The 26953-nt window shown below is 59.5% G+C and carries 23 protein-coding genes; 6 read left to right on the forward strand and 17 right to left on the reverse strand.

Annotated elements, in window-relative coordinates; all coding sequences use genetic code 11:
- Positions 1-1416 precede the first annotated feature (1416 nt).
- From AACY08_RS25260 to mtnA, 11 genes are all read right to left on the reverse strand, one after another.
- Positions 1417-1659, reverse strand: coding sequence for a lipopolysaccharide assembly protein LapA domain-containing protein (locus AACY08_RS25260; RefSeq protein ID WP_339471890.1), 243 nt, complete (start codon positions 1657-1659; stop codon positions 1417-1419).
- Between the two features lie 25 nt (positions 1660-1684).
- A complete protein-coding gene (gene ihfB, locus AACY08_RS25265; protein ID WP_003218804.1) occupies positions 1685-1981 on the reverse strand; it encodes an integration host factor subunit beta in 297 nt (98 codons plus the stop codon).
- A gap of 132 nt (positions 1982-2113) precedes the next feature.
- Entirely contained in the window at positions 2114-2398 is a 285-nt protein-coding gene (locus AACY08_RS25270) for a hypothetical protein (RefSeq protein WP_339471892.1), read from the reverse strand.
- 163 nt (positions 2399-2561) lie between these two features.
- Positions 2562-4253: a 30S ribosomal protein S1 gene (gene rpsA / locus AACY08_RS25275; protein ID WP_012722933.1), complete on the reverse strand. Its 1692-nt coding sequence runs from the start codon at positions 4251-4253 to the stop codon at positions 2562-2564.
- 119 nt (positions 4254-4372) lie between these two features.
- Entirely contained in the window at positions 4373-5062 is a 690-nt protein-coding gene (gene cmk / locus AACY08_RS25280) for a (d)CMP kinase (protein WP_012722932.1), read from the reverse strand.
- Positions 5059-7269: a bifunctional prephenate dehydrogenase/3-phosphoshikimate 1-carboxyvinyltransferase gene (locus tag AACY08_RS25285; protein ID WP_339471939.1), complete on the reverse strand. Its 2211-nt coding sequence runs from the start codon at positions 7267-7269 to the stop codon at positions 5059-5061. The genes cmk and AACY08_RS25285 overlap by 4 nt, the downstream gene beginning before the upstream one ends.
- A gap of 28 nt (positions 7270-7297) precedes the next feature.
- Positions 7298-8410, reverse strand: coding sequence for a histidinol-phosphate transaminase (hisC, locus tag AACY08_RS25290; protein ID WP_339471894.1), 1113 nt, complete (start codon positions 8408-8410; stop codon positions 7298-7300).
- A 9-nt stretch (positions 8411-8419) separates the two neighbouring features.
- A complete protein-coding gene (gene pheA / locus AACY08_RS25295) occupies positions 8420-9514 on the reverse strand; it encodes a prephenate dehydratase (RefSeq protein ID WP_053132458.1) in 1095 nt (364 codons plus the stop codon).
- The gene (serC, locus tag AACY08_RS25300) at positions 9514-10599 is read right to left on the reverse strand and encodes a 3-phosphoserine/phosphohydroxythreonine transaminase (RefSeq protein WP_339471896.1); all 1086 of its coding nucleotides are present in this window, start codon (positions 10597-10599) and stop codon (positions 9514-9516) included. Before serC ends, pheA begins: the two co-directional genes overlap by 1 nt.
- Before the next feature lie 242 nt (positions 10600-10841).
- Positions 10842-13511 (reverse strand): DNA gyrase subunit A, encoded by a 2670-nt coding sequence (gene gyrA, locus AACY08_RS25305; protein WP_339471898.1) that lies wholly within the window; start codon positions 13509-13511, stop codon positions 10842-10844.
- Positions 13512-13935: 424 nt separating this feature from the next.
- Positions 13936-15012, reverse strand: coding sequence for an S-methyl-5-thioribose-1-phosphate isomerase (gene mtnA / locus AACY08_RS25310; protein ID WP_339471900.1), 1077 nt, complete (start codon positions 15010-15012; stop codon positions 13936-13938).
- A gap of 108 nt (positions 15013-15120) precedes the next feature.
- On the opposite strand from mtnA, the gene AACY08_RS25315 reads away from it, so the two are divergent.
- From AACY08_RS25315 to AACY08_RS25330, 4 genes are all read left to right on the forward strand, one after another.
- Positions 15121-16452 (forward strand): TRZ/ATZ family hydrolase, encoded by a 1332-nt coding sequence (locus tag AACY08_RS25315; protein WP_339471902.1) that lies wholly within the window; start codon positions 15121-15123, stop codon positions 16450-16452.
- 64 nt (positions 16453-16516) lie between these two features.
- Positions 16517-17215 (forward strand): bifunctional 2-polyprenyl-6-hydroxyphenol methylase/3-demethylubiquinol 3-O-methyltransferase UbiG, encoded by a 699-nt coding sequence (ubiG, locus tag AACY08_RS25320; RefSeq protein ID WP_017734479.1) that lies wholly within the window; start codon positions 16517-16519, stop codon positions 17213-17215.
- A 4-nt stretch (positions 17216-17219) separates the two neighbouring features.
- On the forward strand, positions 17220-17891 hold the full coding sequence (gene mupP, locus AACY08_RS25325; RefSeq protein WP_339471904.1) for an N-acetylmuramic acid 6-phosphate phosphatase MupP: 672 nt from the start codon (positions 17220-17222) through the stop codon (positions 17889-17891).
- Between the two features lie 95 nt (positions 17892-17986).
- The gene (locus AACY08_RS25330) at positions 17987-18727 is read left to right on the forward strand and encodes a YciK family oxidoreductase (RefSeq protein ID WP_339471906.1); all 741 of its coding nucleotides are present in this window, start codon (positions 17987-17989) and stop codon (positions 18725-18727) included.
- Between the two features lie 75 nt (positions 18728-18802).
- Here AACY08_RS25330 and AACY08_RS25335 read toward each other — a convergent pair whose 3' ends face one another.
- The 6 genes from AACY08_RS25335 to AACY08_RS25360 are packed head-to-tail and all read right to left on the reverse strand — an operon-like array spanning position 18803 to position 24966.
- Positions 18803-20317, reverse strand: a complete 1515-nt coding sequence (locus AACY08_RS25335; RefSeq protein ID WP_339414829.1) for an ABC transporter substrate-binding protein — start codon at positions 20315-20317, stop codon at positions 18803-18805.
- 35 nt (positions 20318-20352) lie between these two features.
- Entirely contained in the window at positions 20353-21324 is a 972-nt protein-coding gene (locus tag AACY08_RS25340) for an ABC transporter ATP-binding protein (protein WP_339471908.1), read from the reverse strand.
- Entirely contained in the window at positions 21321-22277 is a 957-nt protein-coding gene (locus AACY08_RS25345) for an ABC transporter ATP-binding protein (protein ID WP_339437160.1), read from the reverse strand. The genes AACY08_RS25340 and AACY08_RS25345 overlap by 4 nt, the downstream gene beginning before the upstream one ends.
- Positions 22274-23131 (reverse strand): ABC transporter permease, encoded by an 858-nt coding sequence (locus tag AACY08_RS25350; RefSeq protein WP_339456480.1) that lies wholly within the window; start codon positions 23129-23131, stop codon positions 22274-22276. The genes AACY08_RS25345 and AACY08_RS25350 overlap by 4 nt, the downstream gene beginning before the upstream one ends.
- Positions 23128-24075, reverse strand: coding sequence for an ABC transporter permease (locus AACY08_RS25355; RefSeq protein ID WP_339428399.1), 948 nt, complete (start codon positions 24073-24075; stop codon positions 23128-23130). The genes AACY08_RS25350 and AACY08_RS25355 overlap by 4 nt, the downstream gene beginning before the upstream one ends.
- Before the next feature lie 3 nt (positions 24076-24078).
- The gene (locus AACY08_RS25360) at positions 24079-24966 is read right to left on the reverse strand and encodes a proline iminopeptidase-family hydrolase (RefSeq protein ID WP_339471910.1); all 888 of its coding nucleotides are present in this window, start codon (positions 24964-24966) and stop codon (positions 24079-24081) included.
- A 184-nt stretch (positions 24967-25150) separates the two neighbouring features.
- Here AACY08_RS25360 and AACY08_RS25365 point away from each other — a divergent pair, with 184 nt between their 5' ends.
- Both AACY08_RS25365 and AACY08_RS25370 read left to right on the forward strand, forming a co-directional pair.
- Entirely contained in the window at positions 25151-25915 is a 765-nt protein-coding gene (locus AACY08_RS25365; RefSeq protein WP_339471912.1) for a LuxR family transcriptional regulator, read from the forward strand.
- 92 nt (positions 25916-26007) lie between these two features.
- On the forward strand, positions 26008-26940 hold the full coding sequence (locus AACY08_RS25370; RefSeq protein WP_339471914.1) for a proline iminopeptidase-family hydrolase: 933 nt from the start codon (positions 26008-26010) through the stop codon (positions 26938-26940).
- Positions 26941-26953 lie beyond the last annotated feature (13 nt).

Below are 26953 nucleotides of genomic sequence, written 5' to 3' on the forward strand. Positions count from 1 at the left end.
GCCAAACAGAGATACGCTCGATGATATTTTGCTGCCAATAGTTGGCATGGCGTCCAAACAGCCTCGCTCACCCTGGCATAGACTTTCCTTGGTGCTACGCTGAGAGATTAACTGCCCGTCGCGTTAACTACGTCACACGTGGGGGTTATAAGCATATTCTACAAACAGCAATCCAGGGCGTTTGCGGGGAAGGTGTCGGCCGTCACGCGTACTCGGCACATAGACTCAGCAAGCAACGGCTGGGCGTAAGCAATATCGCTAGCCTGTCGACCCGATAACGAAAACTTCAGCAGGGCGTCGCTGGTTTTATGTGGGTCTTAGTGTCCTACCGACCCGCATACGTCTGAGTACGATACTTGCAGTTCTTCAGCTCTCCTTTTCCCTACGCAGAAAAAGGTCGGAAAACTCGCAGTGCGGCGGAGTTAATCATTAAGATCTCCTGACTCACTAACTCTGCCCCTTTAGCTTGATGCGGCTCCGCCTAGCACCTGGCAGAGCGCTCCGCGACTGCGTCAATCAAGACAGCACTTATTTATGCGGAGCGTCATAAAAAGCTTAGTCATTGATACCGGCTTAAATACAAGTCTTTTCAATTTGCCTCTGCGGACTCGAAAAGTAATAATATTTCTTGCACTGATAAGAAGCGGGTAATGATTGCTGTTCTTTAAGGAGACTCTGGCGCTGAAAAACTGTCACTAGGAATTCGGAGTAATCTGCTTATCATTGTTACTTTCCATCCAGCCATCTCCTTGTAGAGCTACCCTCGCTAAAAATAAATATTTTGTGCCCTCCACGCTATATATACAGCACTCAATTCCATTGCAGTAAGTTGCCAGAATCGAAACCATGGTTGTGGTGATTAGCCAGTAGAACTCTGAAAAGATTACGAATTAGAATCAATCGTAAGTTTTATCTCAACACTCGGAGTTAAGGAGGTGGTACTTATCAAGCTAGCACCGCAAGGGCAATGGTGTTAACTAAGCGTCACTGAAAATTTGCTGACAGCGAGATAGTTGATCATGGGCTAAATCAGTGAATCCTCAAACTGACGCATTGTTCAAGGAATAACCCGGTCCGAGTGTAATCGACTGCATTCCTGTTATGAGCGGTGTAGCTGAAGGCGTGATCAGTTTTGGATGGGAGGTCACTAATCGCCGCTGACTACGCTAACCTCTTCGGAGCCCTTGCACGTAAAGCAAACGATTCTTGCCGCGAGGTTGAAAATGCTACTGCAACCCTCTAAGAGCGTACAAACATTCTGTAACCAAGCGGGGCACTGTTCGGGGTTTTCCTCTGAAAAAATCATTTCACCAATCGAAAAACCGCCCGGACGCACAATCAACTTCGTAGAATAAAAGCGGAACTTCTGATAAGCGCTCATCAAGCCGCTCACCATTTTTCAGCAAGTGCAATTCTTTAGCTCCGCCCGTCATAGACCGATCTAAGACGCCGGTTACGTATCAAAAACCCAAATAATGGCCCTACCAGCATTCCGGCGACCAACGCCCCAACCACAAACATCGACACTGGCATCTTCCCAGTACCGAAGCCCATAAACGAGAGAGAAATATCCTGCTGATTTTCCAGTACAAATGCCATCACTAGCAACGCAACAAACAGCACCGTCAGTATCACAATGACGCGCTTAACCCTACTCATAACCTTCTCCTACCCCAAAAAACACTCAGACGCCTTCTTCCTCATCCTCATTCACCCGATCCCGCAACTCCTTCCCCGGCTTGAAATGAGGCACAAACTTCCCATCCAGACTCACCGACTGCCCAGTCTTAGGATTCCGCCCTACCCGCGGCGCACGATAGTGCAGCGAAAAGCTGCCAAACCCCCGGATCTCAATCCGGTCCCCAGTCGCTAAACACTGGGACATTTGCTCGAGCATGGTCTTGATAGCCAGTTCCACATCCTTGGATGAGAGCAGCCCTTGATGGGTGACAATTCGTTCGATCAACTCCGACTTCGTCATATTTTTCCCTTCTTTTTCAAGCAGCTAGGAAAAGCGCTTCGAAGGTTTTAGCATGACTTGATGAATTTGAACAGCCCATGGATAAACTTATCTGCTGGTTAAATAAACACCTGCGTGAAACACGTAACCGCCTCAATTGCAGATGACGAGCATCTTGCGAGTCACCGCGCCAGCAGGGTTCCAGCCGAATAGGTAGTCGCCCTCTTCGTCCTTGGCGTCACTGGACTTGGTGATGACCTTGTAGCCCTGCATCTTGCACTCACGGGCGGCGCGCTTCTCGCACTTGTCCCACTTGTTGCCCAGACCCGAGCAGTCGATCTCGATGCCGCTGACGCCGCGCTTAGCGTGGGTCTTGGCACTGGTGGCAGAGCAGCCTGCAAGCATTACCACTGCGAGTATTACAATAAGCCTGTTCATTCAAATCCTTATTGAAGCGACATCACGAGAACCGCTTTTTTTCCTAAGACTATAGTCAGTTCTGACACTGAGCTACTCACCTTGGTTCTCGACGTTGATTCAACAAATTTCAGGCACAAAAAAGGGCGACCGAAGTCACCCTTTTTCTATGGTCTGACAGAACTTAGTTCTGTTTTTCCATTTGTGCACGCAACAGGTCGCCCAGAGTGGTAGGACCAGCAGCGATGCTATCCGAAGGCTTGTCTTTCAAGCTTTGGATGGCTTCTTTCTCTTCAGCATCGTCTTTCGACTTGATGGAGAGCTGGATTACGCGGCTCTTGCGGTCAACGCTGATGATCTTGGCTTCTACTTCCTGGCCTTCTTTCAGAACGTTGCGCGCGTCTTCAACGCGGTCACGGCTGATTTCGGAGGCTTTCAGAGTCGCTTCGATATCGTCGGCCAGAGTGATGATGGCGCCTTTAGCGTCAACTTCTTTCACGATGCCTTTAACGATTGCGCCTTTGTCGTTGTCCTGAACGTATTCAGAGAACGGGTCGCTTTCCAGTTGCTTGATGCCCAGGGAGATGCGCTCGCGCTCTGGGTCAACCGACAGGATAACGGTGTCCAGCTCGTCGCCCTTCTTGAAACGACGAACAGCTTCTTCGCCCACTTCGTTCCAGGAGATGTCGGACAGGTGAACCAGGCCGTCGATGCCGCCGTCCAGACCAATGAAGATACCGAAATCGGTGATCGACTTGATGGTGCCGGAGATTTTATCGCCCTTGTTGAACTGGCCAGAGAAATCTTCCCATGGGTTAGATTTGCACTGCTTGATGCCGAGGGAGATACGACGACGCTCTTCGTCGATGTCCAGAACCATAACTTCCACTTCGTCGCCGACTTGTACGACTTTCGAAGGGTGGATGTTTTTGTTGGTCCAGTCCATTTCGGAAACGTGTACCAGGCCTTCCACGCCTTCTTCCAGCTCAGCGAAGCAGCCGTAGTCGGTCAGGTTGGTAACACGCGCGGTAACGCGAGTGCTTTCTGGGTAACGGGCTTTGATAGCGACCCATGGATCTTCACCCAGTTGCTTCAGGCCCAGGGAAACACGGTTGCGTTCGCGATCGTATTTCAGAACCTTGACATCGATCTCGTCGCCAACGTTGACGATTTCGGAAGGATGCTTGATACGCTTCCAAGCCATGTCGGTAATGTGCAGCAGGCCATCGACGCCACCCAGATCGACGAATGCGCCGTAATCGGTGAGGTTCTTGACGATACCTTTGACTTGTTGGCCTTCCTGCAGGGATTCCAGCAGAGCTTCACGCTCGGCGGAGTTCTCTGCTTCCAGGACGCTGCGACGGGAAACGACAACGTTGTTGCGTTTCTGGTCGAGTTTGATGACCTTGAATTCGAGTTCTTTGCCTTCCAGGTGCGTGGTGTCGCGCACAGGACGAACGTCGACCAAAGAACCTGGCAGGAACGCACGGATGCCGTTAACGTCGACAGTGAAGCCGCCTTTAACCTTACCGTTGATAACGCCCTTGACCACTTCTTCAGCTGCGAAGGCTGCTTCGAGAACAATCCAGCATTCAGCGCGCTTGGCTTTTTCACGGGACAGCTTGGTTTCACCGAAACCGTCTTCAACCGAGTCCAGAGCAACGTGAACTTCGTCACCGACATTGATTGTCAGATCGCCAGCATCGTTGTAGAACTGTTCCAGAGGGATCAGAGCTTCAGACTTCAGACCAGCGTGAACGGTTACCCAGCGAGCTTGGTAATCGATATCAACGATAACACCGGTGATGATGGAGCCTGCCTGAAGGTTCAGGGTTTTTAGGCTTTCTTCAAAGAGTTCCGCAAAGCTTTCGCTCATTTTAATTCCTGTTGATAAGGGCGAAGAATACGCCCATCTCCACACCCCAGACGGTGTGGGTCAGTTTCAATTAAAAGAAGCACCACAGGACTATGACTGGTCCCCTGCGGCCTTCTTGGTCACCCGGCGATATCGCGAATAGCGATCTCGCTCATGATGCGTTCCAGCACCTGCTCAATGGACAACTCCGTGGAATCCAGCTGTATGGCATCAGCCGCCGGCTTTAGCGGGGCTACTGCGCGCTGGGTATCACGCTCATCGCGTGCACGGATCTCATCTAGCAGACTCGACAGACTAACACCATCGACTTTGCCCTTCAACTGCAAGTAACGGCGGCGAGCCCGCTCCTCGGCACTGGCGGTCAGGAAAATCTTTAACGGCGCCTCTGGAAATACCACGGTGCCCATGTCGCGGCCATCGGCCACCAAGCCCGGCGGTTCCTGAAACGCCCGCTGACGCTGCAGCAAAGCGTCACGCACCGCAGGCAGCGCGGCGACCTGGGACGCCCAGGAGCCGACTTGTTCGTTGCGCAGATCATCGGTCACATCATCGCCTTCGAGGATGATGCGCTGGGGATGACCTTCCGTCGCGCCGACGAACTGCACATCCAAATGTGCGGCCAGCAGCTTCAGGGATTCTTCGTTGGTCAGGTCGACGCCATGGTTGCGAGCGGCAAACGCCAACAGGCGGTAAAGCGCGCCGGAATCCAGCAGGCACCAACCCAGGCGCTTGGCCAGGATGCCGGCTATCGTGCCTTTGCCCGAACCGCTTGGCCCGTCGATGGTAATCACCGGTGCTTTGATATTCACAATTGAGCCTCTTGGGCAACACGGATGCCGACTTGGGCACACAGTGTAAGAAAATTCGGAAAAGACGTAGCAACATTGGCGCAGTCGCGGATACGAATCGGCGCCGCCGCCCTTAGGGAAGCCACACTGAACGCCATGGCGATGCGGTGATCGCCATGGGCATGCACTTCGCCACCCCCCATCAGGCCACCGTCAATGATAATCCCATCGGGGGTCGGTTCACACTTCACCCCTAGCGCCAATAGACCATCGGCCATCACCTGGATACGGTCAGACTCCTTCACGCGCAGCTCCTCAGCTCCGCGCAACACCGTGCGCCCCTCGGCACAGGCCGCCGCGACGAACAGCACCGGAAACTCATCGATTGCCAACGGCACCAGCGCGTCGGGAATCTCGATCCCCTTCAGCGCCGCCGCGCGCACCCGCAGGTCCGCGACAGGCTCACCGCCGACTTCGCGCAGGTTTTCCAGCGTTATATCTGCGCCCATCAGCCGCAGGATGTCGATCACGCCGGTACGCGTCGGATTGACACCGACATGCTCCAGCAACAACTCGGAGCCCTCGGCAATCGACGCAGCCACTAGGAAGAACGCAGAAGAAGAGATATCCCCCGGCACTTCTATATGGGTAGCCGTCAACGAATGCCCCGACTCAACCGAAGCCGTCGCGCCCTGCACCGCCACCGGATAACCAAAGCCGCGCAACATACGTTCGGTGTGGTCACGGGTCGGTGCCGGCTCGGTCACCGCGGTCTTGCCCTCGGCATACAAACCCGCCAACAACAGGCAGGATTTGACCTGGGCGCTGGCCATCGGCATGTCATACGCCACGCCCTTCAACGACTGGCCACCACGGATGGTCAGCGGCGGACGCCCTTCCGGCCCGGTCTCGATCACCGCGCCCATTTCCCGTAGCGGCTTGGCCACGCGACTCATCGGGCGCTTGGACAGGGACGCGTCGCCCGTCAGCACGCTGTCAAAGCTCTGCGCTGCCAGCAAGCCGGACAGCAGGCGCATGGAGGTGCCAGAGTTACCGAGGTAAATCGGCCCCGGCGCCGGTTTCAAGCCATGTAAACCCACGCCATGAATGGTCACACGCCCATGGTGCGGGCCTTCAATCACCACGCCCATGTCGCGAAACGCCTGCAAGGTCGCCAGGGCGTCTTCGCCCTCGAGGAAACCGTCGACCTCGGTCACACCTTCAGCCAACGAACCGAGCATGATCGACCGATGGGAGATCGACTTGTCGCCCGGCACCCGAATGCGCCCGCTCAAGCGGCCCCCCGGGCTGGCGAGAAAGGTCAGTTCATCAGCGCTCACAGCGGTTTCCATATAGGCCCGGCGAGCCAGGATCTTGCTGAAATGCTCACGCGCCACCCGTGCACGGGTGAACACGCCCAATAATTGATGGCCGTCCCCCGCGTCGACCGCATCGCGCAAGGCGTCGAGGTCACTGCGGAAGGTGTCCAGGGTGCGCAACACCGCTTCGCGATTGGCAAGGAAGATGTCGTGCCACATCACCGGGTCGCTGCCGGCAATCCGCGTGAAGTCACGGAAGCCGCCGGCGGCATAACGGAATATCTCGAGGTTCTCGTTGCGCTTGGCCAGGGAGTCCACCAGGCCAAATGCCAACAAATGCGGCAAGTGACTGGTCGCCGCCAGCACCTCGTCGTGACGCTCAACCTGCATGTGCTCGACATCCGCGCCCAGCTCACGCCACAGACGATCCACCACCGCCAATGCAGCGGGGTCGGTTTGCTCCAGCGGTGTGAGGATGACTTTGTGGCGACGGAACAGCTGCGCATTCGACGCCTCTACCCCACTCTGCTCGGAACCGGCAATCGGATGGCCCGGCACGAACCGCGCCGGCATGCCGCCAAACGCCTGTTGCGCCGCACGCACCACATTGCCCTTGGCACTGCCGACGTCCGTCAGGATCGCCTGACCAAGGTCCATGCCGGCCAACATACCGAGCAATTTCTCCATGGCCAGGATTGGCACCGCGAGCTGGATCACGTCAGCGCCGCGGCACGCAAGCGCCAGATCCGCTTCACAGCGATCCACCACCCCCAACTCAACCGCCAACTGACGCGATTTGGGGTCAAGGTCCACACCGACTACTTCGCCACACAGCCCGCTTTCACGCAGGCCTTTGGCGAAGGAGCCGCCGATCAAGCCCAGACCGACCACCACCAGGCGACCGATCATAGGCACAGCAGGTTGCAATGCGGTGACATCAACCACGGGCCAGAACCTTGGCCAGCGCGTCCAGGAAGCGGCTGTTTTCAGCCGGCAAACCGATGGTGATACGCAGGTGATTCGGCATGCCGTAGTTGGCCACCGGACGCACGATCACGCCTTCGCGCAACAAACCCTGGAACACCGGGGCAGCCACTTGGCCAAGGTCGACACAGATGAAGTTGCCCTTGGACGGAATCCAGCCCAGGCCCATCTCACGAAAGCCTGCCTGCAATTGCAGCATGCCGCTTTCGTTGACGCGACGGCTCTCTTCCAGGTACTCGGTATCCTTAACCGCCGCACAGGCCGCGGCCAGCGCGAGGCTGTTGACGTTGAACGGTTGGCGTACGCGGTTCAGCACATCGGCAACCACCGCACTGGACAGACCGTAGCCGACCCGCAACGACGCCAGGCCATAGGCCTTGGAGAACGTGCGCGATACCAGCAGGTTCGGGTAGGCCGCCAGGAAGTCCAGGCCGTCCGGCAAGTCGCTGCCTTCGGCGTATTCGATGTAGGCTTCGTCCAGCACCACCAGTACGTGCTCAGGCACGTCTTGCAGGAAGTCGTTCAGCGCTTGAGCATCAAACCAGGTACCGGTCGGGTTGTTCGGGTTGGCAATAAACACCACGCGGGTCTGGGCGTCGATGGCCGCCAACATGGCCGGCAGGTCGTGGCCCCAGTCCTTCGCAGGAATGATGCGCGCATCAGCGCCAACAGCCTGCGTGACAATTGGATACACCGCGAACGCGTGCTCGCTGAACACCGCATTCAGGCCCGGCGCCAGGTAGGCACGGCCGACCAGCTCGAGAATGTCATTGGAACCGTTGCCCAACGTCACCTGGTTCAGCTCGACGCGGCACTTCTGCGCCAACAGCGACTTAAGCGCAAAGCCATTGCCGTCGGGATAACGCGTCAGCTCCGCCAGCTCTTCGCGAATCGCCGCGAGCACGTTAGGGCTCGGGCCCAACGGATTTTCGTTACTCGCCAATTTGACGATTTTGGAAGGATCCAGATTCAACTCACGCGCCAACTCGTCCACAGGCTTGCCCGGAACGTAAGGCGACAGTTGTTGCACGCCCGGCTGAGCCAGGGCGAGAAAATTGCCACTCATGTTAACGCCTCACAAAACCGCTTTCGGGTAAGAGCCCAGCACCTTGAGTGCCACGGCTTCCTGACTGATTTTCTCGAGCACGCCCTTGACCAGTGGGTCGCGGTGATGGCCGATGAAGTCGATAAAGAACACGTAAGTCCATTTACCGCTGCGCGAAGGACGAGTCTCGATGCGCGTCAGGTCAATCCCGTTGTCGTGGAACGGCACCAGCAGCTCATGCAGCGCGCCGGGCTTGTTGCTCATGGAGACGATGATCGAGGTCTTGTCGTCGCCGGTCGGCGGCACTTCCTGGCTGCCAATCATCAGGAAACGCGTGGAGTTGTCCGGGCGGTCCTCGATTTTTTCGGCCAGGCGCGTCAGGCCATACAGGCCCGCCGCCATATCACCGGCGATGGCCGCCGAGTTCCACTCACCCTTGACCCGCTTGGCGGCTTCGGCATTGCTGGAGACTGCCACGCGCTCAACATTCGGGTAATGCGCGTCCAGCCACTTGCGGCACTGCGCCAGGGACTGGGCGTGAGAATAAATGCGGCTGATACTGTCGGTCTTGGTGCTCTCGCCCACCAGCAGATGGTGGTGGATACGCAGCTCGACTTCGCCGCAGATCACCATGTCGTGCTCGAGGAAGCTGTCCAGGGTGTGGTTGACCGCGCCTTCGGTGGAGTTTTCCACCGGGACCACGCCAAAATTCACCGCACCGGCCGCCACTTCACGGAACACTTCGTCGATCGCAGCCATCGGCTTGCTGATCACCGCGTGGCCGAAGTGTTTCATGGCCGCCGCTTGCGTGAAGGTGCCTTCCGGGCCGAGGTACGCCACTTTCAGCGGTTGCTCCAGCGCCAGGCATGACGACATGATTTCACGGAACAACCGCGCCATCTCTTCATTGCCCAACGGGCCCTTGTTGCGCTCCATCACACGCTTGAGCACCTGGGCTTCACGCTCAGGCCGGTAGAACACCGGCACCTCGCCTTCTGCCAGGGACGCCATTTTCACCCGTGCCACTTCCTGCGCGCACCGCGCGCGCTCACTGATCAGCTCCAGGACTTTCTCGTCCAGGCTGTCAATGCGTACACGCAGGGCCTTGAGTTCTTGCTCAGACATTAGCCGTGTTCCTTTTCGAACGCTGCCATGTAGGCAACCAGCGCGTTGATCGCGTTGATGTCGACAGCGTTGTAGATGGAGGCGCGCATGCCACCGACCGAACGGTGGCCCTTAAGGTTCAGCAGGCCGCGCTCGTCGGCACCGGCCAGGAACGGTTTGTCCAGACGGTCGTCCGCCAGGCGGAACGGCACGTTCATCCACGAGCGATCAGTGAGGTTGATCGGGTTGCTGTAGAGGCCGCTGGCGTCGATGAAGTCGTACAGGGTGCGCTTCTTCTCTTCGTTGCGCTTGCCCATGGCTGCCACACCGCCCTGCTCTTTCAGCCATTCGAAAACCAGGCCAGACAGGTACCAGGCGAACGCTGGCGGGGTGTTGTACATCGAGCCATTATCCGCCGCGACCTTGTAGTTGAGCATGGTCGGGCACAGCGAACGGGCACGGCCGAGCAGGTCTTCGCGGATGATGTTGACCACGATGCCGCTCGGGCCGATGTTCTTCTGCGCGCCGGCGTAGATCATGCCGTACCTGGACACATCGATCGGGCGCGAGAGGATGTCCGAAGACATGTCGCACACCAGCGGCACGTCACCCACTTCCGGCACCCAGTCGAACTCCAGGCCGCCGATGGTCTCGTTCTGCACGTAGTGCACGTAGGCAGCGTCCTTCGACAGCTTCCACTCGTTCTGACCGGGAATCGCGAAGTAGTCGTAGGGCTTGGCGGTGCCCGCCACATTGACGTGACCGTAACGCGAGGCCTCTTCAATCGCCTTCTGGCCCCAGATACCGGTGTCGATATAGTCGGCAGTGCCGTCTTCCGGCAGCAGGTTCAGCGGGATCTGGGCGAATTGCTGGCTGGCGCCGCCTTGCAGGAACAGCACTTTGTAGTCGGATGGGATGCCCAGCAAGTCGCGCAGGTCCTGCTCGGCCTTGGTGGCGATGGACACGAACTCATCGCTGCGATGGCTCATTTCCATCACGGAGAGGCCTTTTCCATGCCAGTCGAGGAGTTCACCCTGCGCACGCTGCAGGACTGCTTCAGGAAGCGCCGCGGGACCGGCACAGAAGTTATAGGCTCTCTTGCTCACATCCAATCTCACTCTGATCTGGTGGGGCTGCAATCATGTTCGGCAACAACCTTTCTATGGCGCGAACCCTTGTGGGAGCTGGCTTGCCTGCGATACACGCACCTCGGTAGCTCAGTGATACCTCGGTGATGCTATCGCAGGCAAGCCAGCTCCCACATGAGCCGCGTCCGGACAAAGGTCGTGTATTTCATAAGGGACAAACAACAAGGGGGCGAATCTTCATCCGCCCCCTGTGTGTCCGCTTATTCCTGCGGTTCTTCTTCGTCTGCGGCTGCATCGAGGGTTGGCTCGTCGACGTTGTCATCGCCGGCTGCGATCACCTCGCCATCGAAGCCTTCACCTTCAAGCTCGTCGCCTTCCAGCTCTTCGCCTTCCACTTCCGACGGTTCCTGGACACGCTCCAGGCCGACCAGTTTTTCGTCCTTGGCCAGCTTGATCAAGGTGACGCCCTGGGTGTTACGGCCCAGGCTCGACACTTCAGCCACACGGGTACGTACCAGGGTGCCCTGGTCGGAAATCAGCATGATTTCCTCGCCATCGAGCACCTGGACTGCGCCGACCAGACGGCCGTTGCGGTCGTTGCTGACCATGGCGATCACGCCTTGGCCGCCACGCTTGTACTCCGGGAACTCGCTGATAGCGGTACGCTTGCCATAACCACGCTCGGAAGCGGTGAGGATCTGGCTGCCTTCTTCCGGGATCAGCATCGAAATCAGCTTCTGCCCTTCCGGCAGGCGCATGCCGCGCACACCGCGAGCGGTACGGCCCATGGCGCGAACGTCGGATTCCTTGAAGCGCGTTACTTTACCGCCGTCGGAGAACAGCATGACTTCACGCTCGCCATCGGTGATGGCCGCGGAGATCAGTACGTCGCCTTCATCCAGTTCCAGGGCGATCAGGCCCACACTGCGTTGACGGCTGAAGGATTCCAGCGGGGTCTTCTTCACGGTGCCCTTGGCGGTCGCCATGAAGATGAAGTGACCTTCGGTGTATTCCTCGACCGGCAGCATGGTGGTGATGTATTCATCACTGTCCAGCGGCAGCAGGTTGACCAGTGGGCGACCACGGGCGGCGCGGGAGGCTTCCGGAATTTCGTAGGTTTTCAGCCAGTACACTTTGCCTTTGCTGGAGAACAGCAACAGCGTGGTGTGGCTGTTGGCGACCAGCAGGTGAGCGATGTAGTCCTCATCCTTGACGCCGGTAGCCGACTTACCTTTACCACCACGACGCTGGGCCTGGTACGCAGCCAATGGCTGGGTTTTGGCGTAGCCACTGTGGGAGATGGTCACGACGCGCTCTTCTTCCGGGATCATGTCACCCAGGGTCAGGTCGAGGCGTGCATCGAGGATCTCGGTGCGGCGCACATCACCGTATTCGGCGCGGATCACTTCCAGCTCTTCGCGGATCACTTCCATCAGGCGCACGGCGCTGTTGAGGATGCGGATCAGCTCGCCGATCTGGTTGAGAATCTCCTGGTACTCGGCCAGCAGCTTCTCGTGCTCCAGACCGGTCAGGCGGTGCAGGCGCAGTTCGAGGATGGCCTGGGCCTGTTCCGGCGACAGGAAATACTTGCCGTCGCGCAGACCGTATTGCGGGTCCAGGGTCTCAGGGCGGCACGAATCGGCGCCGGCGCGCTCAACCATCGCCACTACGGCGCTGGATTCCCACGGCATCTTGATCAGTGCTTCTTTAGCTTCCGACGGGGTCGGCGAGGCTTTGATCAGGGCGATGACCGGGTCGATGTTCGACAGCGCAACAGCCTGGCCTTCCAGGATGTGGCCGCGCTCGCGGGCCTTGCGCAGTTCGAATACGGTACGGCGGGTAACGACTTCGCGGCGGTGACGGACAAACGCTTCCAGCAGATCCTTGAGGTTCAGGATGCGCGGGCGACCGTCGATCAGTGCGACTACGTTGATACCAAATACGCTTTGCAGCTGGGTCTGGGCGTAAAGGTTGTTGAGGATCACCTCAGGCACTTCGCCACGACGCAGCTCGATCACTACGCGCATACCGTCTTTGTCGGACTCGTCGCGCAGTTCGGTGATGCCTTCAAGCTTCTTCTCTTTGACCAGCTCGGCGATCTTCTCGATCAGACGCGCCTTGTTCAGCTGGTACGGGAGTTCGGTGATGACGATCTGCTGGCGGCCACCGACTTTGTCGATGTCTTCGATCATCGAGCGGGCGCGCATGTAAATGCGGCCGCGACCGGTGCGGTAGGCTTCGATGATGCCGGCGCGACCGTTAATGATCGCGGCGGTCGGGAAGTCCGGACCGGGGATGTATTGCATCAGCTCATCGACGGTCAACTCAGGGTTGTCGATAAGCGCCAGGCAACCGTCGATGACTTCACCGAGGTTATGCGGCGGGATGTTGGTGGCCATGCCCACGGCAATACCGCTGGAACCGTTGACCAGCAGGTTGGGAATACGGGTTGGCATGACCGCCGGGATCATTTCGGTGCCGTCGTAGTTCGGCACCCAGTCCACGGTTTCTTTATGCAGGTCGGCCAGCAGCTCGTGTGCCAGCTTGGTCATGCGCACTTCGGTGTATCGCATCGCCGCGGCGTTGTCGCCGTCGACCGAACCGAAGTTACCCTGGCCGTCTACCAGCAGGTAGCGCAGGGAAAACGGCTGGGCCATCCGAACGATGGTGTCGTACACCGCAGTGTCGCCGTGAGGGTGATACTTACCGATCACGTCACCGACAACACGGGCAGATTTCTTGTACGGCTTGTTCCAGTCGTTACCCAGTTCGCTCATCGCGAACAGCACACGCCGGTGCACGGGCTTCAAGCCATCGCGCGCATCAGGCAGTGCCCGACCGACAATTACGCTCATCGCGTAGTCGAGGTAGGACTGTTTCAGCTCGTCTTCGATATTGACCGGGAGGATTTCTTTGGCCAGTTCGCCCATGAGAAGCCTGATTCCTTTTTCGGGTGAAACCTCGTCACATCCATATGGGACGAACGAAGCTCGCCGCTGCCGGCAGAGTGCCTGACAACGACTTACGACAAATCAACGAGTTATGACACGGATCTGCACGTTATAGGCCACCCCTTGGGGCAGCCCTGGAAACCGCCGGATGTTATCACAATCGCCGCCACGCACCTATCCCCCTGATGCGCATGGAGCATAGTAAGTTGACGGATGACAGGCTTGAGAGGGACGAGAGGGGCTCAGAAGTGGGGTGGTGCTATTTTTCGAGCGTGGATCCAAGGATTTTATTGACTTAAATGGCCAATCGCAGGCAAGCCAGCTCCCACACTTAGATCTGTGACCATTATCCAAGGTGGGAGCTGGCTTGCCTGCGATAGCAATCGGACAGGCGCCAAAGCCCTCAATGCAACCGCTTACGGCACATCAACTTGGCCAATTTGGCCGTATCCGGCCGCTCAACGACGCCTTTCTCGGTCACGATCACATCGATCAAATCAGCCGGCGTCACATCAAACACCGGGTTGTAAGCCGTCACATCGGCCGCGAAACGCTGACCCGCAACTTCCAGCAGCTCATCCGCATCACGCTCTTCCAGCGCAACGTCATCGCCAGTAGCCATCATCATGTCCAGCGTCGAACTCGGTGCCACCACCATGAAACGCACACCGTGGTGCATCGCACACACGGCCAGCTGGTAGGTGCCGATCTTGCCGATCACATCACCATTGGCGGAGATGCAGTCGGCACCGACGATTACCCAGGTCACGCCTTTGGTCTTCAGGATATGTGCACCGGCCGAGTCGGCATTCACCGTCACCGGGATGCCCTCGCCCGCCAGTTCCCAGGCGGTCAGGCGCGAGCCTTGCAGCCAGGGCCGGGTTTCATTGGCGTAAACCTGTTCGACCATGCCTTCCAGATAGGCCGCACGAATCACGCCAAGGGCCGTACCGACACCACCGGTCGCCAGGGCGCCAGCGTTGCCATGGGTGAGGATTGCCTGGGCATTGCCCTGGTGCTTGCGGATCAGCTCAACGCCCAACTGGGCCATGGTCAGGTTGGCTTCGCGGTCGCTTTCGTGGATCGCAATCGCCTCGGCTTCCAGCACCGCCAGCGGATCGGCGTGCTTCTTGACGCGGTCCAGGCGGTCGCGCATGCGCTTCAGTGCCCAGAACAGATTCGACGCGGTCGATCGGGTATCGGCTAACAATGCGTAGTCTTCTTCCCATGCGGCCTGCCAATCACCGCCTTCGGCGATGCGCTCGCGGGCCGCCAGCACCAAGCCATACGCGGCACTGATACCAATAGCCGGCGCACCGCGTACCACCATCGAGCGAATGGCTGCAGCCACCTCATCGACCGTAGCGCAGGCCACCCAGCTTTCCCGGGACGGCAAGGCACGCTGGTCGAGCAGGTACAGCGCGCCATCACGCCAATCGATGGCCTTCACTTTCTCCGCTGCCAACAGTCGATCGCGCATCCCTTACTCCGCACTCATGAACAAAGCCGCCGATTATAGCGATCCGCCAGCCAGGACGCTCGGGTATACTTCGCCCTTCTTTTATAGCTGCCTGGGAAGAAGCCTGCGATGACCGCCACTGCCGCCCCGCTCGACTTGTTGTTGCTGCCAACCTGGCTGGTACCTGTCGAACCTGCCGGCGTGGTGTTCAAGGAGCATGGTCTGGGCATCCGCGATGGGCGCATTGCCTTTATCGGGCCACGGGCCGCGGCCTTGAAGCTTTCGGCCGTTGAGGTGTGCGAACTGCCGGGCATGCTGCTCAGCCCCGGCCTGATCAACGCCCACGGGCATGCGGCGATGAGCCTGTTTCGCGGCCTGGCCGACGATTTGCCACTGATGACCTGGCTGGAAAAACACATCTGGCCCGCCGAAGCCAAGTGGGTCGATGAAGCCTTCGTACGTGATGGCACCGACCTGGCCATCGCCGAACAGCTCAAAGGTGGCATTACCTGCTTTTCCGACATGTACTTCTACCCCAAGGTCGCCAGTGACTGCGTGCACAACAGCGGCATGCGCGCGCAGATCGCGATTCCGATCCTCGACTTCCCGATCCCCGGCGCCAGCACCGCCGATGAGGCGATCCGACAGGGTGTCGAGCTGTTCGGCGACCTCAAGCACCACCCACGCATCAAAATCACCTTCGGCCCGCACGCGCCCTACACGGTGTGCGACGACAACCTCGAAAAAATCCGGGTAATCGCCGAGGAGCTGGACGCCGCGATCCATATGCATGTTCACGAAACCGCCTTTGAAGTGCAGCAAGCGGTTGAGCAGACCGGCGAGCGCCCACTGGCACGCCTGGGTCGACTCGGCCTGCTGGGCCCGCGCTTCCAGGCCGTTCATATGACCCAAATCAGCGAGGACGACTTGGCTTTGCTGGTAGAAAGCAACACCAGCGTCATCCATTGCCCGGAATCGAACCTGAAACTGGCCAGCGGCTTTTGCCCGGTGGAGCGGTTATGGCAGGCTGGCGTCAATGTGGCCATCGGCACCGATGGCGCCGCCAGCAACAATGACCTCGACTTGCTGGGCGAAACCCGCACCGCCGCGATGCTGGCCAAGGCCGTCGCCGGTTCAGCCACCGCGCTGGATGCCCACCGTGCCCTGCGCATGGCGACGCTCAATGGCGCGCGGGCCATGGGCCTGGAAAGCGAGATTGGCTCGCTGGAAGTGGGCAAGGCGGCGGATATGGTCGCCTTCGATCTGTCGGGGCTGGCGCAACAACCGATCTACGATCCGGTCTCACAACTTATATATGCCACCGGACGCGATTGTGTGAAACACCTTTGGGTCGCCGGCAAGCAGTTGCTCGACGACCGGCAATTGACCTGCATGGATGAACAACAGTTGACCGCCACGGCCATTGCCTGGGGCCAACGCATCAGCGGGCACAGCGAATAACGCCGGTTTTGAACCCTGACGTTCAGAAACGGCCAACCGATTTATCAGATTTAGAGGATTCACCATGAGCAACGTCGACCACGCCGAAATCGCCAAATTCGAAGCCCTGGCTCACCGCTGGTGGGACCGCGAGAGCGAGTTCAAACCCCTGCACGACATCAACCCGCTGCGCGTCAACTGGATTGACGAGCGCGTCAACCTGGCCGGCAAGAAGGTTCTGGATGTAGGTTGCGGCGGCGGCATCCTCAGCGAAGCCATGGCGCAGCGCGGCGCGACCGTGATGGGCATCGACATGGGCGAAGCCCCATTGGCCGTGGCCCAGTTGCACCAGCTGGAATCCGGCGTCAACGTCGAATACCGTCAGATCACCGCCGAAGACCTGGCCGAAGAAATGCCCGAGCAGTTCGACGTGGTCACCTGTCTCGAAATGCTCGAGCACGTGCCGGACCCGTCCTCGGTGATCCGCGCGTGCTTCCGTATGGTCAAGCCGGGCGGCCAGGTGTTTTTCTCCACCATCAACCGCAACCCCAAGGCCTACCTGTTCGCGATCATCGGCGCGGAATACATCATGAAGCTGCTGCCGCGCGGCACCCATGACTTCAAGAAATTCATCCGCCCGTCCGAGCTGGGTGCCTGGAGCCGCCAGGCCGGGCTGACCGTCAAGGACATCATCGGCCTGACCTACAACCCGCTGACCAAGCACTACAAGCTGGCCAGCGATGTTGATGTCAACTACATGATCCAGACCCTGCGCGAGGAGTAAGCCTGTGAAGTTGCGAGCGGTTCTCTTCGATATGGACGGTACCTTGCTGGACACTGCGCCGGACTTTATCGCCATCTGCCAGGCCATGCGCGCCGACCGCGGCCTGGCGCCGATCAACGACCAGCACATCCGCGATGAAATCTCCGGCGGTGCGCGGGCGATGGTCGCCGTGACCTTTTCCATGGACCCGGAATCCCCAGGTTTTGAAGCATTGCGCTTGGAGTTCCTCGAGCGCTACGTCAAGGGCTGCGCGATCCATAGCAAACTGTTCGATGGCATGGCCGAGTTGCTCGAAGACATCGAGAAGGCCCATCTGATCTGGGGCGTGGTGACCAACAAGCCGCTGCGCTTTGCCGAGCCGATCATGCAGCAACTGGGCCTGGCCGAGCGTTCGGCCCTGCTGATCTGCCCGGACCATGTGAAACACAGCAAGCCGGACCCGGAGCCGATGATCCTGGCGTGCAAGATGCTCGGCCTGGACCCGGCCAGCGTGTTGTTCGTGGGCGATGACCTGCGCGATATCGAATCCGGCCGTGATGCCGGCACCCGCACGGCGGCGGTCACTTACGGCTACATCCACCCGGACGACAACCCGCGTCATTGGGGCGCCGATGTCGTGGTGGATCACCCGCTGGAGCTGCGCAAGGTGCTGGATAACGCGCTGTGCAGTTGCTGATTGTTTGCCGCCCCTGCAAACACTGAAGCCAGCTCCCACAGGAATTGAATTCCACATTGAGAGCTGTATCACCTTGAATTCTGTCGAGGCTATTTATGTTTGATTACTCCGCACGTCCAGAACTGCTCAAAGGCCGGATAATCCTGGTAACCGGCGCCGGTCGCGGGATTGGCGCGGCGGCGGCAAAAACCTACGCCGCCCATGGCGCGACCGTGCTGCTGCTGGGCAAGACCGAGGCCAACCTGGCCCAGGTCTACGACGAAATCGAAGCCGCGGGCCACCCGCAACCGGTGGTGATTCCGTTCAACCTGGAGACTGCCCTGCCCCATCAATACGATGAGCTGGCCGCGATGATCGAGAAAGAATTCGGCCACCTCGACGGCCTGCTGCACAACGCGTCGATCATCGGCCCACGCACGCCGATCGAGCAGTTGTCCGGTGAGAACTTCATGCGCGTGATGCACGTGAACGTCAACGCGATGTTCATGCTGACCAGCACCCTACTGCCGCTGCTGAAGCTGTCCCAGGATGCGTCGGTGGTGTTCACCTCCAGCAGCGTCGGGCGTAAAGGCCGGGCGTATTGGGGGGCTTACGGTGTGTCGAAGTTTGCCACTGAGGGCCTGATGCAGACCTTGGCCGACGAGCTCGAAGACGTGGCGGCGGTACGCGCTAACAGCATCAACCCGGGCGGTACGCGCACCAGCATGCGGGCCCAGGCGTATCCGGGGGAAAACCCGTTGGAACGGCCTGCGCCGGAAGAGATCATGCCGGTGTATTTGTACCTGATAGGGCCGGACAGTGCGGGGATCAATGGGCAGGCGTTTGACGCGCAATAATATCTGACACAACACAGAACCAAATGTGGGAGCGGCGGTGCGACCGCCGCTCCCACATTGGTATTGCAGCGCTCTTTAGTTTTTCACCACCTCTTCGAGAGTGAAGCGGCCCAGCGGGTTTTGCAGGAAGTTGCTCACATTTTTGCGTGAGATGTTGATGTACGGGCTGTAGTACAAGTCGATCCAGTTCACGTCCTGTTTCGCCAGTTTCTGCAGTTCGACATACATCTGCTCACGCTTGGCCGGGTCGGCCTCGATCCGCGCGGCCGCCACCAACTCCTTGACCTTGTCGTTCTTGTAACGGGTCATGTAGTTCTGGTTGGTGTCATGGCCCAGTACGAAGGTGGTCTTCTGGTCCGGGTCGAGGATGTCGTTGGTCCAGTACATCACCGAAATATCGTATTCCCCGTCCACCAGCATCTGCCAGCTTTGGGTCGGGTCGACCTTTTGCAGGTTGGCGGTCACGCCGACCTTGGCCAACTGGTCTTTGATGATCACCGCAATCTGCTCGTCGGCTTCGTTGCCGGCGTTGACCACGTAGTTAAGCTTCAAGTCCTTGGCACCCGCAGCCTCCAGCAGCTTCTTGGCGGCCGTCGGGTCATACGGGCGTTGCAGGTTGTTGGCGTAGTGGAACAGCGAGCCCTTCGGGATGTATGAATAGGCCACGGTGCCTTGACCGTAAGTGGCGGCTTTCACCAGCGATTGTTTATCAATGGCCATGTCCAGCGCCTCGCGTACTTCCTGCTTGGCCAGCAGGCCGTGAGCGTGGTTGATCAACAGGTGATCTTCGCGGGTGGACGGGTCGGAGTGGATCACCACGTTCTTGTCTTTCTTCAGCTCTTCAACCCGCGAGAACGGTACGAAGATCGCTGTGTCCAGCTCGTCGTTCTGCACCATGCGCATGCGTGTATTGTCGTCGGTGACAGAGACCCACTCCACGCCATCGAGGCTGACGTTCTTGGCCTGCCAGAAGTTCGGGTTCTTTTTCAGGATGACGCGATCACCCTTACGCCACTCGTCTACGGTAAACGCGCCGGACGTCACCGGGTTTTCCGAGTAGGCGTCTTCACCCATTTTGGTCATGGCCTTTTCCGACAGGATCGACACCGTCGGCGACGCCAGTTGCGAGAGAAAAGCGACAGCCGGCGTCTTGAGGGTAACCACCAGGGTTTTCGGATCGGCCGCCTTGGCGGTGTTGATCAAGTTGAACGGATCAGCCCACAGCGAGGCTTTGTTGTCGCGGATACGCAACAGGCTGAACGCCGCATCCTCAGCGGTAATCGGCGAGCCATCCGAGAACTTCGCGTCGCGCAGCTTGAAGGTGTAGGTCAGGCCATCCTTGGAAATGTCCCAGCTTTCTGCCAACCCTGGCTCCATCTTGGTGCCCAGGTTATCGACGCGCACCAGGGTGTCGTAGACGTTGGCGAATACCCACGTGTCGCGGTTTTGCGCGCTTTTGATCGGGTCGAACGTGGTGCTGTCCTCACGGCAGCCGATGGTCAGGACGCCGGCGGCGTGAGCCAACCCAGCAGTCAGGGACCAAGCGGTCAACGTAGCGGCGGCGAGCAACTTCAAGTGGCGCGTTTGCATATCACAACTCCTTGTTAATGAATGGCAGGTAAGGGTCAAAGCAAAGGTTCTTCAAGCACGCAACTGTATCGATGCTCGTGCAGGAAATGCGTTGGCGGCAACACCTCGGAACACATGGCTCGAGCGTGCCGGCAACGCGGGTGAAAGGCGCAACCGGTAGGCAAATTCAGCGGGCTGGGTGGCTCACCCGGCAAGGGCTCCGTAGGCAACGGCCGATGCGGATCAATCTCTGGAATCGCCTGGATCAAGGCCGCCGTGTAAGGATGCCGTGGCGAAGTGAAGACCGCTTCCACCGGCCCTTCCTCGACAATCTTGCCCAGGTACATCACCGCCACGCGGTTGCACAGGCGCCGCACGATGGCCAGGTCATGGGCGATAAACAGGATCGCCAGGTTCATACGCTGTTGCAGTTCCAGCAGCAGGTTGATGATCTGGCCCTGGATCGACACATCCAGCGCCGCCACGCATTCATCGGCGATGATCAGCCGTGGCTCTACCGCCAATGCCCGGGCAATGCCGACGCGCTGGCATTGGCCGCCACTGAGGGAGCCGGGTCTGCGGCTGGCGAGTTCGGGGCGCAGCCCGACCAGGTCGAGCAGCTCGTTGACGCGAGCGGGGATCTGATCCGGCGCCACCTTGCGCTGCACGCGCAACACTTCGGCGATGGTTTCACCGATGGTGTGGCGTGGATTCAGTGCGGCGTACGGGTCCTGGAAGATCATCGCGGTTTCATGGCGCAGGCGAGTGATATCGATGGCGCTGCCGTGGGCCATGTCGATGCCGTCAAACAACACCTGTCCGGCGCTGATCGGGTTGAGGTGCAACACCGCCCGGCCCAAGGTGCTCTTGCCGCTGCCGGACTCGCCGACCAACCCTAAAGTTTCACCCGCTGCCAGGTTCAGCGACACGCCGTTCACCGCCCTCACCCACTGCTTGTTCAGGCCGAACAACCCCGTGCCGGACGCGGCAAACTTCACCTCAAGGTCCTTGATCTGCAACAGGCTCATGGGTGCGCTCCCAAAGGGTAATGACAGGCGACTCGCGCGCCTTCCGGCAGCACCTCGGTGCACAAGGCACCGACCTGCGGGCAACGCGGGTTGAACCGGCAGCCTGCGGGCAAGGCGTCCAGCAACGGCGGCTGCCCGGGAATCGTGCGCAGCAAGGCGTGGCCGCTGCTGTGGGCGGGCTGGCAGTCGATCAGGCCAGCGGTGTACGGGTGTTGCGGATGCGCCAGCAGTTCGTATTTGCTGCCGTGTTCGCACAGGCGCCCGGCGTACATCACGGCGATGGCGTCGCAGGTTTGCGCAACCACGCCGAGGTCGTGAGTGATCATGATGATCGACAGACCGCGTTTATCACGCAGCTCCAGCAGCAACCGCAGGATTTGCGCCTGCACCGTTACATCCAGGGCCGTGGTCGGCTCGTCGGCAATCAGCACTTTCGGGTTGCAGCCCAGCGCCACCGCGATCATCGCGCGCTGGCGCATGCCGCCGGAAAACTCGTGGGGGTAGTTGTCGACCCGCGCTTGCGGATCGGGGATGCCAACCTGGCGCAACACCTCGATGGCTTGCAGCCGCGCGTCTTTTTTTGACGCGCCTTGGTGCAGGCGAATGCCCTCGGCAATCTGCTCGCCGATACGCATCAGCGGGTCGAGGTGGCTGCTGGGGTTCTGGAAGATCATGCCCAGTTGACCGCCGCGCACGGCACGCATGCCGGCGTCATCGAGTGGCAGCAGATCCTGGCCGGCCAACCGAACCGCGCCACCTTGCACGCGCAGCGCAGGCGACGGCAACAGGCGCATCAGGCCGCGACACGCCATGGTCTTGCCTGAGCCACTCTCCCCGACCAGGCCGAGGATTTCACCTTCAGCCAGGTCGAAGGACACACGGTCGACCAGGGTTACATCACGCCCGGTATTGTTGGCAATCACGCTGAGGTCGCGTACTTGCAGCAGGCTCATGAGCGATCCCCCAGCACTTGCGCCACGCCATCAGCCAGCAAGCTGAAGCCCATGGCCAGCGTCACAATGGCCAGCCCCGGAAAGGTGCAGATCCACCAAGCGGTTGTGATAAAGGCTTGCCCCTCGGCCACCATCGTTCCCCATTCGGCGGTCGGCGGTTGCACGCCCAGGCCCAGGTAGCTCACAGCGGCGCCATTGAGCAGTACCAGCACCGCGTCAGACATGGAAAACACAATCGAGCCGAACATCGCATTCGGCAGCAGATGCCGGAACAGAATCCGCCCGTGACCAAAGCCCAGGCTCTTGGCGGCCAGGGCGAAGTCGCTTTCCTTGAGCACCAGGATCTGCGAGCGGATCAGCCGCGCGTAAGACACCCAACCCACCAGCGCCATGGCGATATAGAAGCTCTTCAAGCCCGGACCGAGGATGGCCATGATTGCCAGCATCAGCACCAGGAAGGGGAATGCCAGGATCACATCGATCAGGCGCATGCAGAAGCTGTCGAAACGCCCACCGATATAGCCTGAAACCGCGCCGACAAAGGTGCCGATCAGGAACGGGAAGATCACCCCAACGATCGCCAGTTGCAAATCGATGCGCGCGCCCCAGATCACCCTCGAAAGAATGTCTCGACCATAGTTGTCCGTGCCGAATGGATGGGCAAGGCTTGGGCCGAGCAGACTGAAGTCCGTGTTTTGCGCAATCGGGTCATAAGGCGCGATCCACGGCGCAAACAGCGCCAGCGCCAACCACAGCAGCAGAATCAACAAACCCCAGGCAGCGGTCAGCCGGCCGTTGCGAAAACCAAACCGCAGACGCAAACGCCATGGCGCAATCAAGGGGCGAGTGCTCATTGCATCTTCACCCGTGGGTCGAGGGCGACAGTGGCCACGTCAGCCAGGAAGTTGACCACCACGGTCGCGCACGCCAGCACCATGGCCACGCCCTGCACGACCATGTAGTCGCGCGTGAAGATCCCGCGCACCAGCAACTGGCCGATGCCGGGGATGGCAAACAGGCTTTCGATCACCACCGTGCCGCTGATCAACCAACCGATATTCACCGCCAGCAGGTTGACGGCCGGTACCAGGGAATTGGGCAGCACATGGCGGCGAAACACCGCAGCTTCCGACAACCCGCGCGCCCGGGCGGCGGTGACGTGGTCGGCTTGCAACTCCATCAACATGCTCGCCCGCAGGTTGCGCACCAGCACCGCCGACAGGGCCAGGGCGATCGTCAGGCACGGCAGAACCATGTGGTGCGCCTTGTCCAGCCAGGTCCGCCCGTAACCCGATACCGGAAACAGCCCCCACTGCACACTCAGCAACAAGATCAACATCAAGCCCAGCCAGAACGCCGGCATGCCCAGGCCGACCGTCGTGAACACGCGGATCAGCTTATCCGCCCAGCCACCTTTGTTACGCGCGGCCACGGTGGCCAGCGGCACCGCGATCAGCAGCGCCAGCACCACGCTGCCGAGCACCAGCACCAGCGTCGGCTCGATGCGCGTGACAATCAGCTTGAGCGCGTCGACCTTGTACAGCAGCGATTGACCGAGGTCGCCCTTGAGCAGGTTTTTCAGGAAGTAGAAATATTGCAGCCACACAGGTTGGTCGAGGCCGAACTGGGCGCGGATTTTCAGCAAGGCGTCGGGCGTGCTGCGCGAACCCAGCAGCGCGCGCGCCGGGTCGCCGGGGATCGAGCGCACCAGCACAAAGGTGATCAGGCTGATGCCAAACAGCACCGGCAGCAATTGCAGCGGCCGGGACAGCACAAAACGATAACGTGCCAGGTTCATCCGTCAGCCTCGGTGACGCGTGAGGAAGTCCAGCAACACCGGGAAATACGCCTGGGGTTCCTCATAAAAGGGCATATGGCTGCTGTTGGGAAATACGTGCAATTCGGCGTGTTTGGCCGCCATCTTCATGCGCAGGGCGCAGGCCGGGGTGAGTTCGTCGTGCTGGCCGGTGGTGATCAGCATGGGCATCTTGAACGCGGCCATCTCAGGGATGCGGTTCCAATCCTTGAGGTTGCCGATGTAGAGGAATTCGTTGGGGCCCTGCATGGTTTCGTAGGGGCCCATGTTCCAGTCGTCGAGGGAACGCTTGACCGGCGCGGGCCATTCGTCGAGACGGCACACGTGGCGATAGTTGAGCAAGGTGATCGCGGCCTGGTACTGCGGGTGGTCGAGGGTGCCCATGGCTTCATGGCGTTGCATCATCGCCACGGTTTCGCTGCCAAGGGCGCCGCGCAGGCGCTCCAGTTCCAGGGACAGGTGTGGAATGTCACCCACGGTGTTTTCGAGGATCAGGCTTTTCAACACATCGGGGTAATGGATAGCGTATTCGATACCGAGCCAGCCGCCCCATGAATGCCCGAGCAAATGCACGCGGCCCAGGCCCAGTGCCTGGCGCACGGTTTCGACTTCTTCGACATAACGGCCGATTTCCCACAGCGAAACGTCGGTAGGTCTGGCTGATGCGCCCGTGCCAAGCTGGTCGAATGCAACCACTCGCAGGTTATGGTCTTTGAGCCAACCATGGGCGTCGCGCAAGTAGTCACACGGCAGGCCGGGCCCGCCGTTGAGGCACAACAGCACCTCATCGCCTTCGCCGAAGCTGTAGACCACGAGGTCATGGCCGTCGACTTGCACGTTGTACTGCTGGTCGGGGGCAATTTCACGCCACATCCATACATTCCTTGTGTTGTGTCGGCCTGGCAGGTAGCGGCCGTTTATCAGGCCAACACTACCGAGGATGCCGCGCGTCCATAACCTAGCATTTCTTATAGGTTTGGGCCTGGCAGTCCTTCGCCGGGGCGTGGCATTCTACTTGCAGCAAGTCGAGATTCAAATGAATTCGGGAGCAGAACGGATGCTGGCCAAGCTGACTGCCTTAAATCACCGTCTGATGCCGGGCAGGAGCCTGGATGAGCAGATGGACAACACATTCATCCTCGCCAAGCAGTTGGGTTTCGATGCACTGGTGTATGACTACACCCCGGTGCCAATCGACCAGGATGGTGCATTGATCACCCCCTCGGTGCTCGAACTGCGCAATACCCCACCGGGCTGGCATAGCTTGTGGTGCAGCGAAGGGTTCTACCAGATCGACCCGGTGCAACACCTGGCCCTGAGTACGGTGTCGCCGTTTGTTTGGTCCTACGACATCAAGGCCGATACCCCACTGCAAAAGATCATCGATCCCTGCCACGCCCCCGTTTCATCCTATCTGCACGACCAACAACTGACCTGCGGCGTCAGCGTGCCCATTCACCTGCCCCGTGGCGGCTTCGCCTCGCTGACCGGCCTGCGTACCGGTAAAGCCGGCAACGTCCTGCAGGATGCGCAGCAGACCTTGTCGGATTTCAGCCTGATTTCCCACGCCCTGCAGGAAGCGGCCTACCCGCTGTTCAGCAAAGAGCTGCGCACTTACCCGCATATCCACCTGACCAAACGTGAACGCGAGTGCCTCAAATGGGCCGCCGACGGCCTGACCGCCGCTGAAATCGCCACGCAATTGAGCCGTTCACTGGCGGTGGTCACCCTGCATCTGGCCTCGGCAATGCACAAGTTGGGGGCCAAGAATCGCGTACAGGCCGTGGTGCGCGCCACCCATTACCGCCTGTTGGAAGACTGACCCCCTCGGCAAAACCTAGCTGTTTTGCTAGTTACTTAAACTTCTTCCACGCTTTATCGTGTGCCTGATCATTTTTTCAGAGCAGGTACGAAATGGAATTCATCGAAAAAATCCGCGAAGGGTATGCGGCGTTTGGCGCCTACCAAACCTGGTTCCGCGTCACAGGTGACCTCTGCAGCGGCCGCACGCCCCTGGTGGTTATCCACGGCGGTCCCGGATGCACCCATGATTATGTTGATGCGTTCAAGGACGTCGCCGCCAGCGGCCACGCCGTGATCCATTACGACCAACTGGGCAACGGTCGCTCCACCCACCTGCCCGAAAAAAATCCGTCTTTCTGGACCGTGGGCCTGTTCCTGGAAGAACTGAACAACCTGCTGGATCATCTGCAAATCAGCGATAACTACGCGATCCTCGGCCAGTCCTGGGGCGGCATGCTTGGCAGTGAACACGCGATTTTGCAGCCTAAAGGCTTGCGTGCCTTCATCCCGGCCAACTCGCCGACGTGCATGCGCACCTGGGTCAGCGAAGCCAACCGCCTGCGCAAATTGTTGCCCGAAGGCGTGCATGAAACCCTGCTCAAGCATGAAGCCGCCGGCACCTACCATGACCCGGAATACCTCGCCGCCTCGCGAGTGTTCTATGACCATCACGTGTGCCGGGTCAACCCGTGGCCGGAAGAGGTGGCGCGCACGTTCGCCCAGGTCGACGCAGACCCGACGGTGTACCACGCGATGAGCGGCCCGACCGAGTTCCACGTGATCGGCAGCTTGAAGGACTGGAAATCCATTGGCCGCCTGTCGGCGATCAATGTACCCACTCTGGTCATTTCCGGTCGCCATGACGAGGCCACGCCGCTGGTGGTCAAACCGTTCCTGGATGAGATTGCCGATGTGCGCTGGGCGCTGTTTGAAGATTCCAGCCACATGCCCCATGTGGAAGAACGCCAGGCGTGCATGGGGACCGTGGTGAAGTTTTTGGACGAGGTGTGTTCAGCGCAGTACAAAGAACTCAAAGCTGGCTGAATCAATGTGGGAG

Source organism: Pseudomonas sp. EL_65y_Pfl1_R83, assembly GCF_963970695.1.
GTDB classification, from domain to species: Bacteria; Pseudomonadota; Gammaproteobacteria; order Pseudomonadales; family Pseudomonadaceae; genus Aquipseudomonas; species Aquipseudomonas tritici.

What these genes read in the sequence shown, in the direction of transcription:
- AACY08_RS25340 (WP_339471908.1), bottom strand. Translation starts at nt 21,324, where the DNA reads ATGAGCCTGTTGCAGATCAAGGACCTTGAGGTGAAGTTTGCCGCGTCC.
- mtnA (WP_339471900.1), bottom strand. Translation starts at nt 15,012, where the DNA reads ATGCGCGATCGACTGTTGGCAGCGGAGAAAGTGAAGGCCATCGATTGG.
- AACY08_RS25350 (WP_339456480.1), bottom strand. Translation starts at nt 23,131, where the DNA reads ATGAGCACTCGCCCCTTGATTGCGCCATGGCGTTTGCGTCTGCGGTTT.
- gyrA (WP_339471898.1), bottom strand. Translation starts at nt 13,511, where the DNA reads ATGGGCGAACTGGCCAAAGAAATCCTCCCGGTCAATATCGAAGACGAG.
- rpsA (WP_012722933.1), bottom strand. Translation starts at nt 4,253, where the DNA reads ATGAGCGAAAGCTTTGCGGAACTCTTTGAAGAAAGCCTAAAAACCCTG.
- AACY08_RS25270 (WP_339471892.1), bottom strand. Translation starts at nt 2,398, where the DNA reads ATGAACAGGCTTATTGTAATACTCGCAGTGGTAATGCTTGCAGGCTGC.
- AACY08_RS25285 (WP_339471939.1), bottom strand. Translation starts at nt 7,269, where the DNA reads ATGATCGGTCGCCTGGTGGTGGTCGGTCTGGGCTTGATCGGCGGCTCC.
- AACY08_RS25335 (WP_339414829.1), bottom strand. Translation starts at nt 20,317, where the DNA reads ATGCAAACGCGCCACTTGAAGTTGCTCGCCGCCGCTACGTTGACCGCT.
- AACY08_RS25345 (WP_339437160.1), bottom strand. Translation starts at nt 22,277, where the DNA reads ATGAGCCTGCTGCAAGTACGCGACCTCAGCGTGATTGCCAACAATACC.
- hisC (WP_339471894.1), bottom strand. Translation starts at nt 8,410, where the DNA reads ATGAGTGGCAATTTTCTCGCCCTGGCTCAGCCGGGCGTGCAACAACTG.
- AACY08_RS25365 (WP_339471912.1), top strand. Translation starts at nt 25,151, where the DNA reads ATGCTGGCCAAGCTGACTGCCTTAAATCACCGTCTGATGCCGGGCAGG.
- ihfB (WP_003218804.1), bottom strand. Translation starts at nt 1,981, where the DNA reads ATGACGAAGTCGGAGTTGATCGAACGAATTGTCACCCATCAAGGGCTG.
- AACY08_RS25360 (WP_339471910.1), bottom strand. Translation starts at nt 24,966, where the DNA reads ATGTGGCGTGAAATTGCCCCCGACCAGCAGTACAACGTGCAAGTCGAC.
- AACY08_RS25330 (WP_339471906.1), top strand. Translation starts at nt 17,987, where the DNA reads ATGTTTGATTACTCCGCACGTCCAGAACTGCTCAAAGGCCGGATAATC.
- pheA (WP_053132458.1), bottom strand. Translation starts at nt 9,514, where the DNA reads ATGTCTGAGCAAGAACTCAAGGCCCTGCGTGTACGCATTGACAGCCTG.
- ubiG (WP_017734479.1), top strand. Translation starts at nt 16,517, where the DNA reads ATGAGCAACGTCGACCACGCCGAAATCGCCAAATTCGAAGCCCTGGCT.
- AACY08_RS25315 (WP_339471902.1), top strand. Translation starts at nt 15,121, where the DNA reads ATGACCGCCACTGCCGCCCCGCTCGACTTGTTGTTGCTGCCAACCTGG.
- AACY08_RS25370 (WP_339471914.1), top strand. Translation starts at nt 26,008, where the DNA reads ATGGAATTCATCGAAAAAATCCGCGAAGGGTATGCGGCGTTTGGCGCC.
- AACY08_RS25355 (WP_339428399.1), bottom strand. Translation starts at nt 24,075, where the DNA reads ATGAACCTGGCACGTTATCGTTTTGTGCTGTCCCGGCCGCTGCAATTG.
- AACY08_RS25260 (WP_339471890.1), bottom strand. Translation starts at nt 1,659, where the DNA reads ATGAGTAGGGTTAAGCGCGTCATTGTGATACTGACGGTGCTGTTTGTT.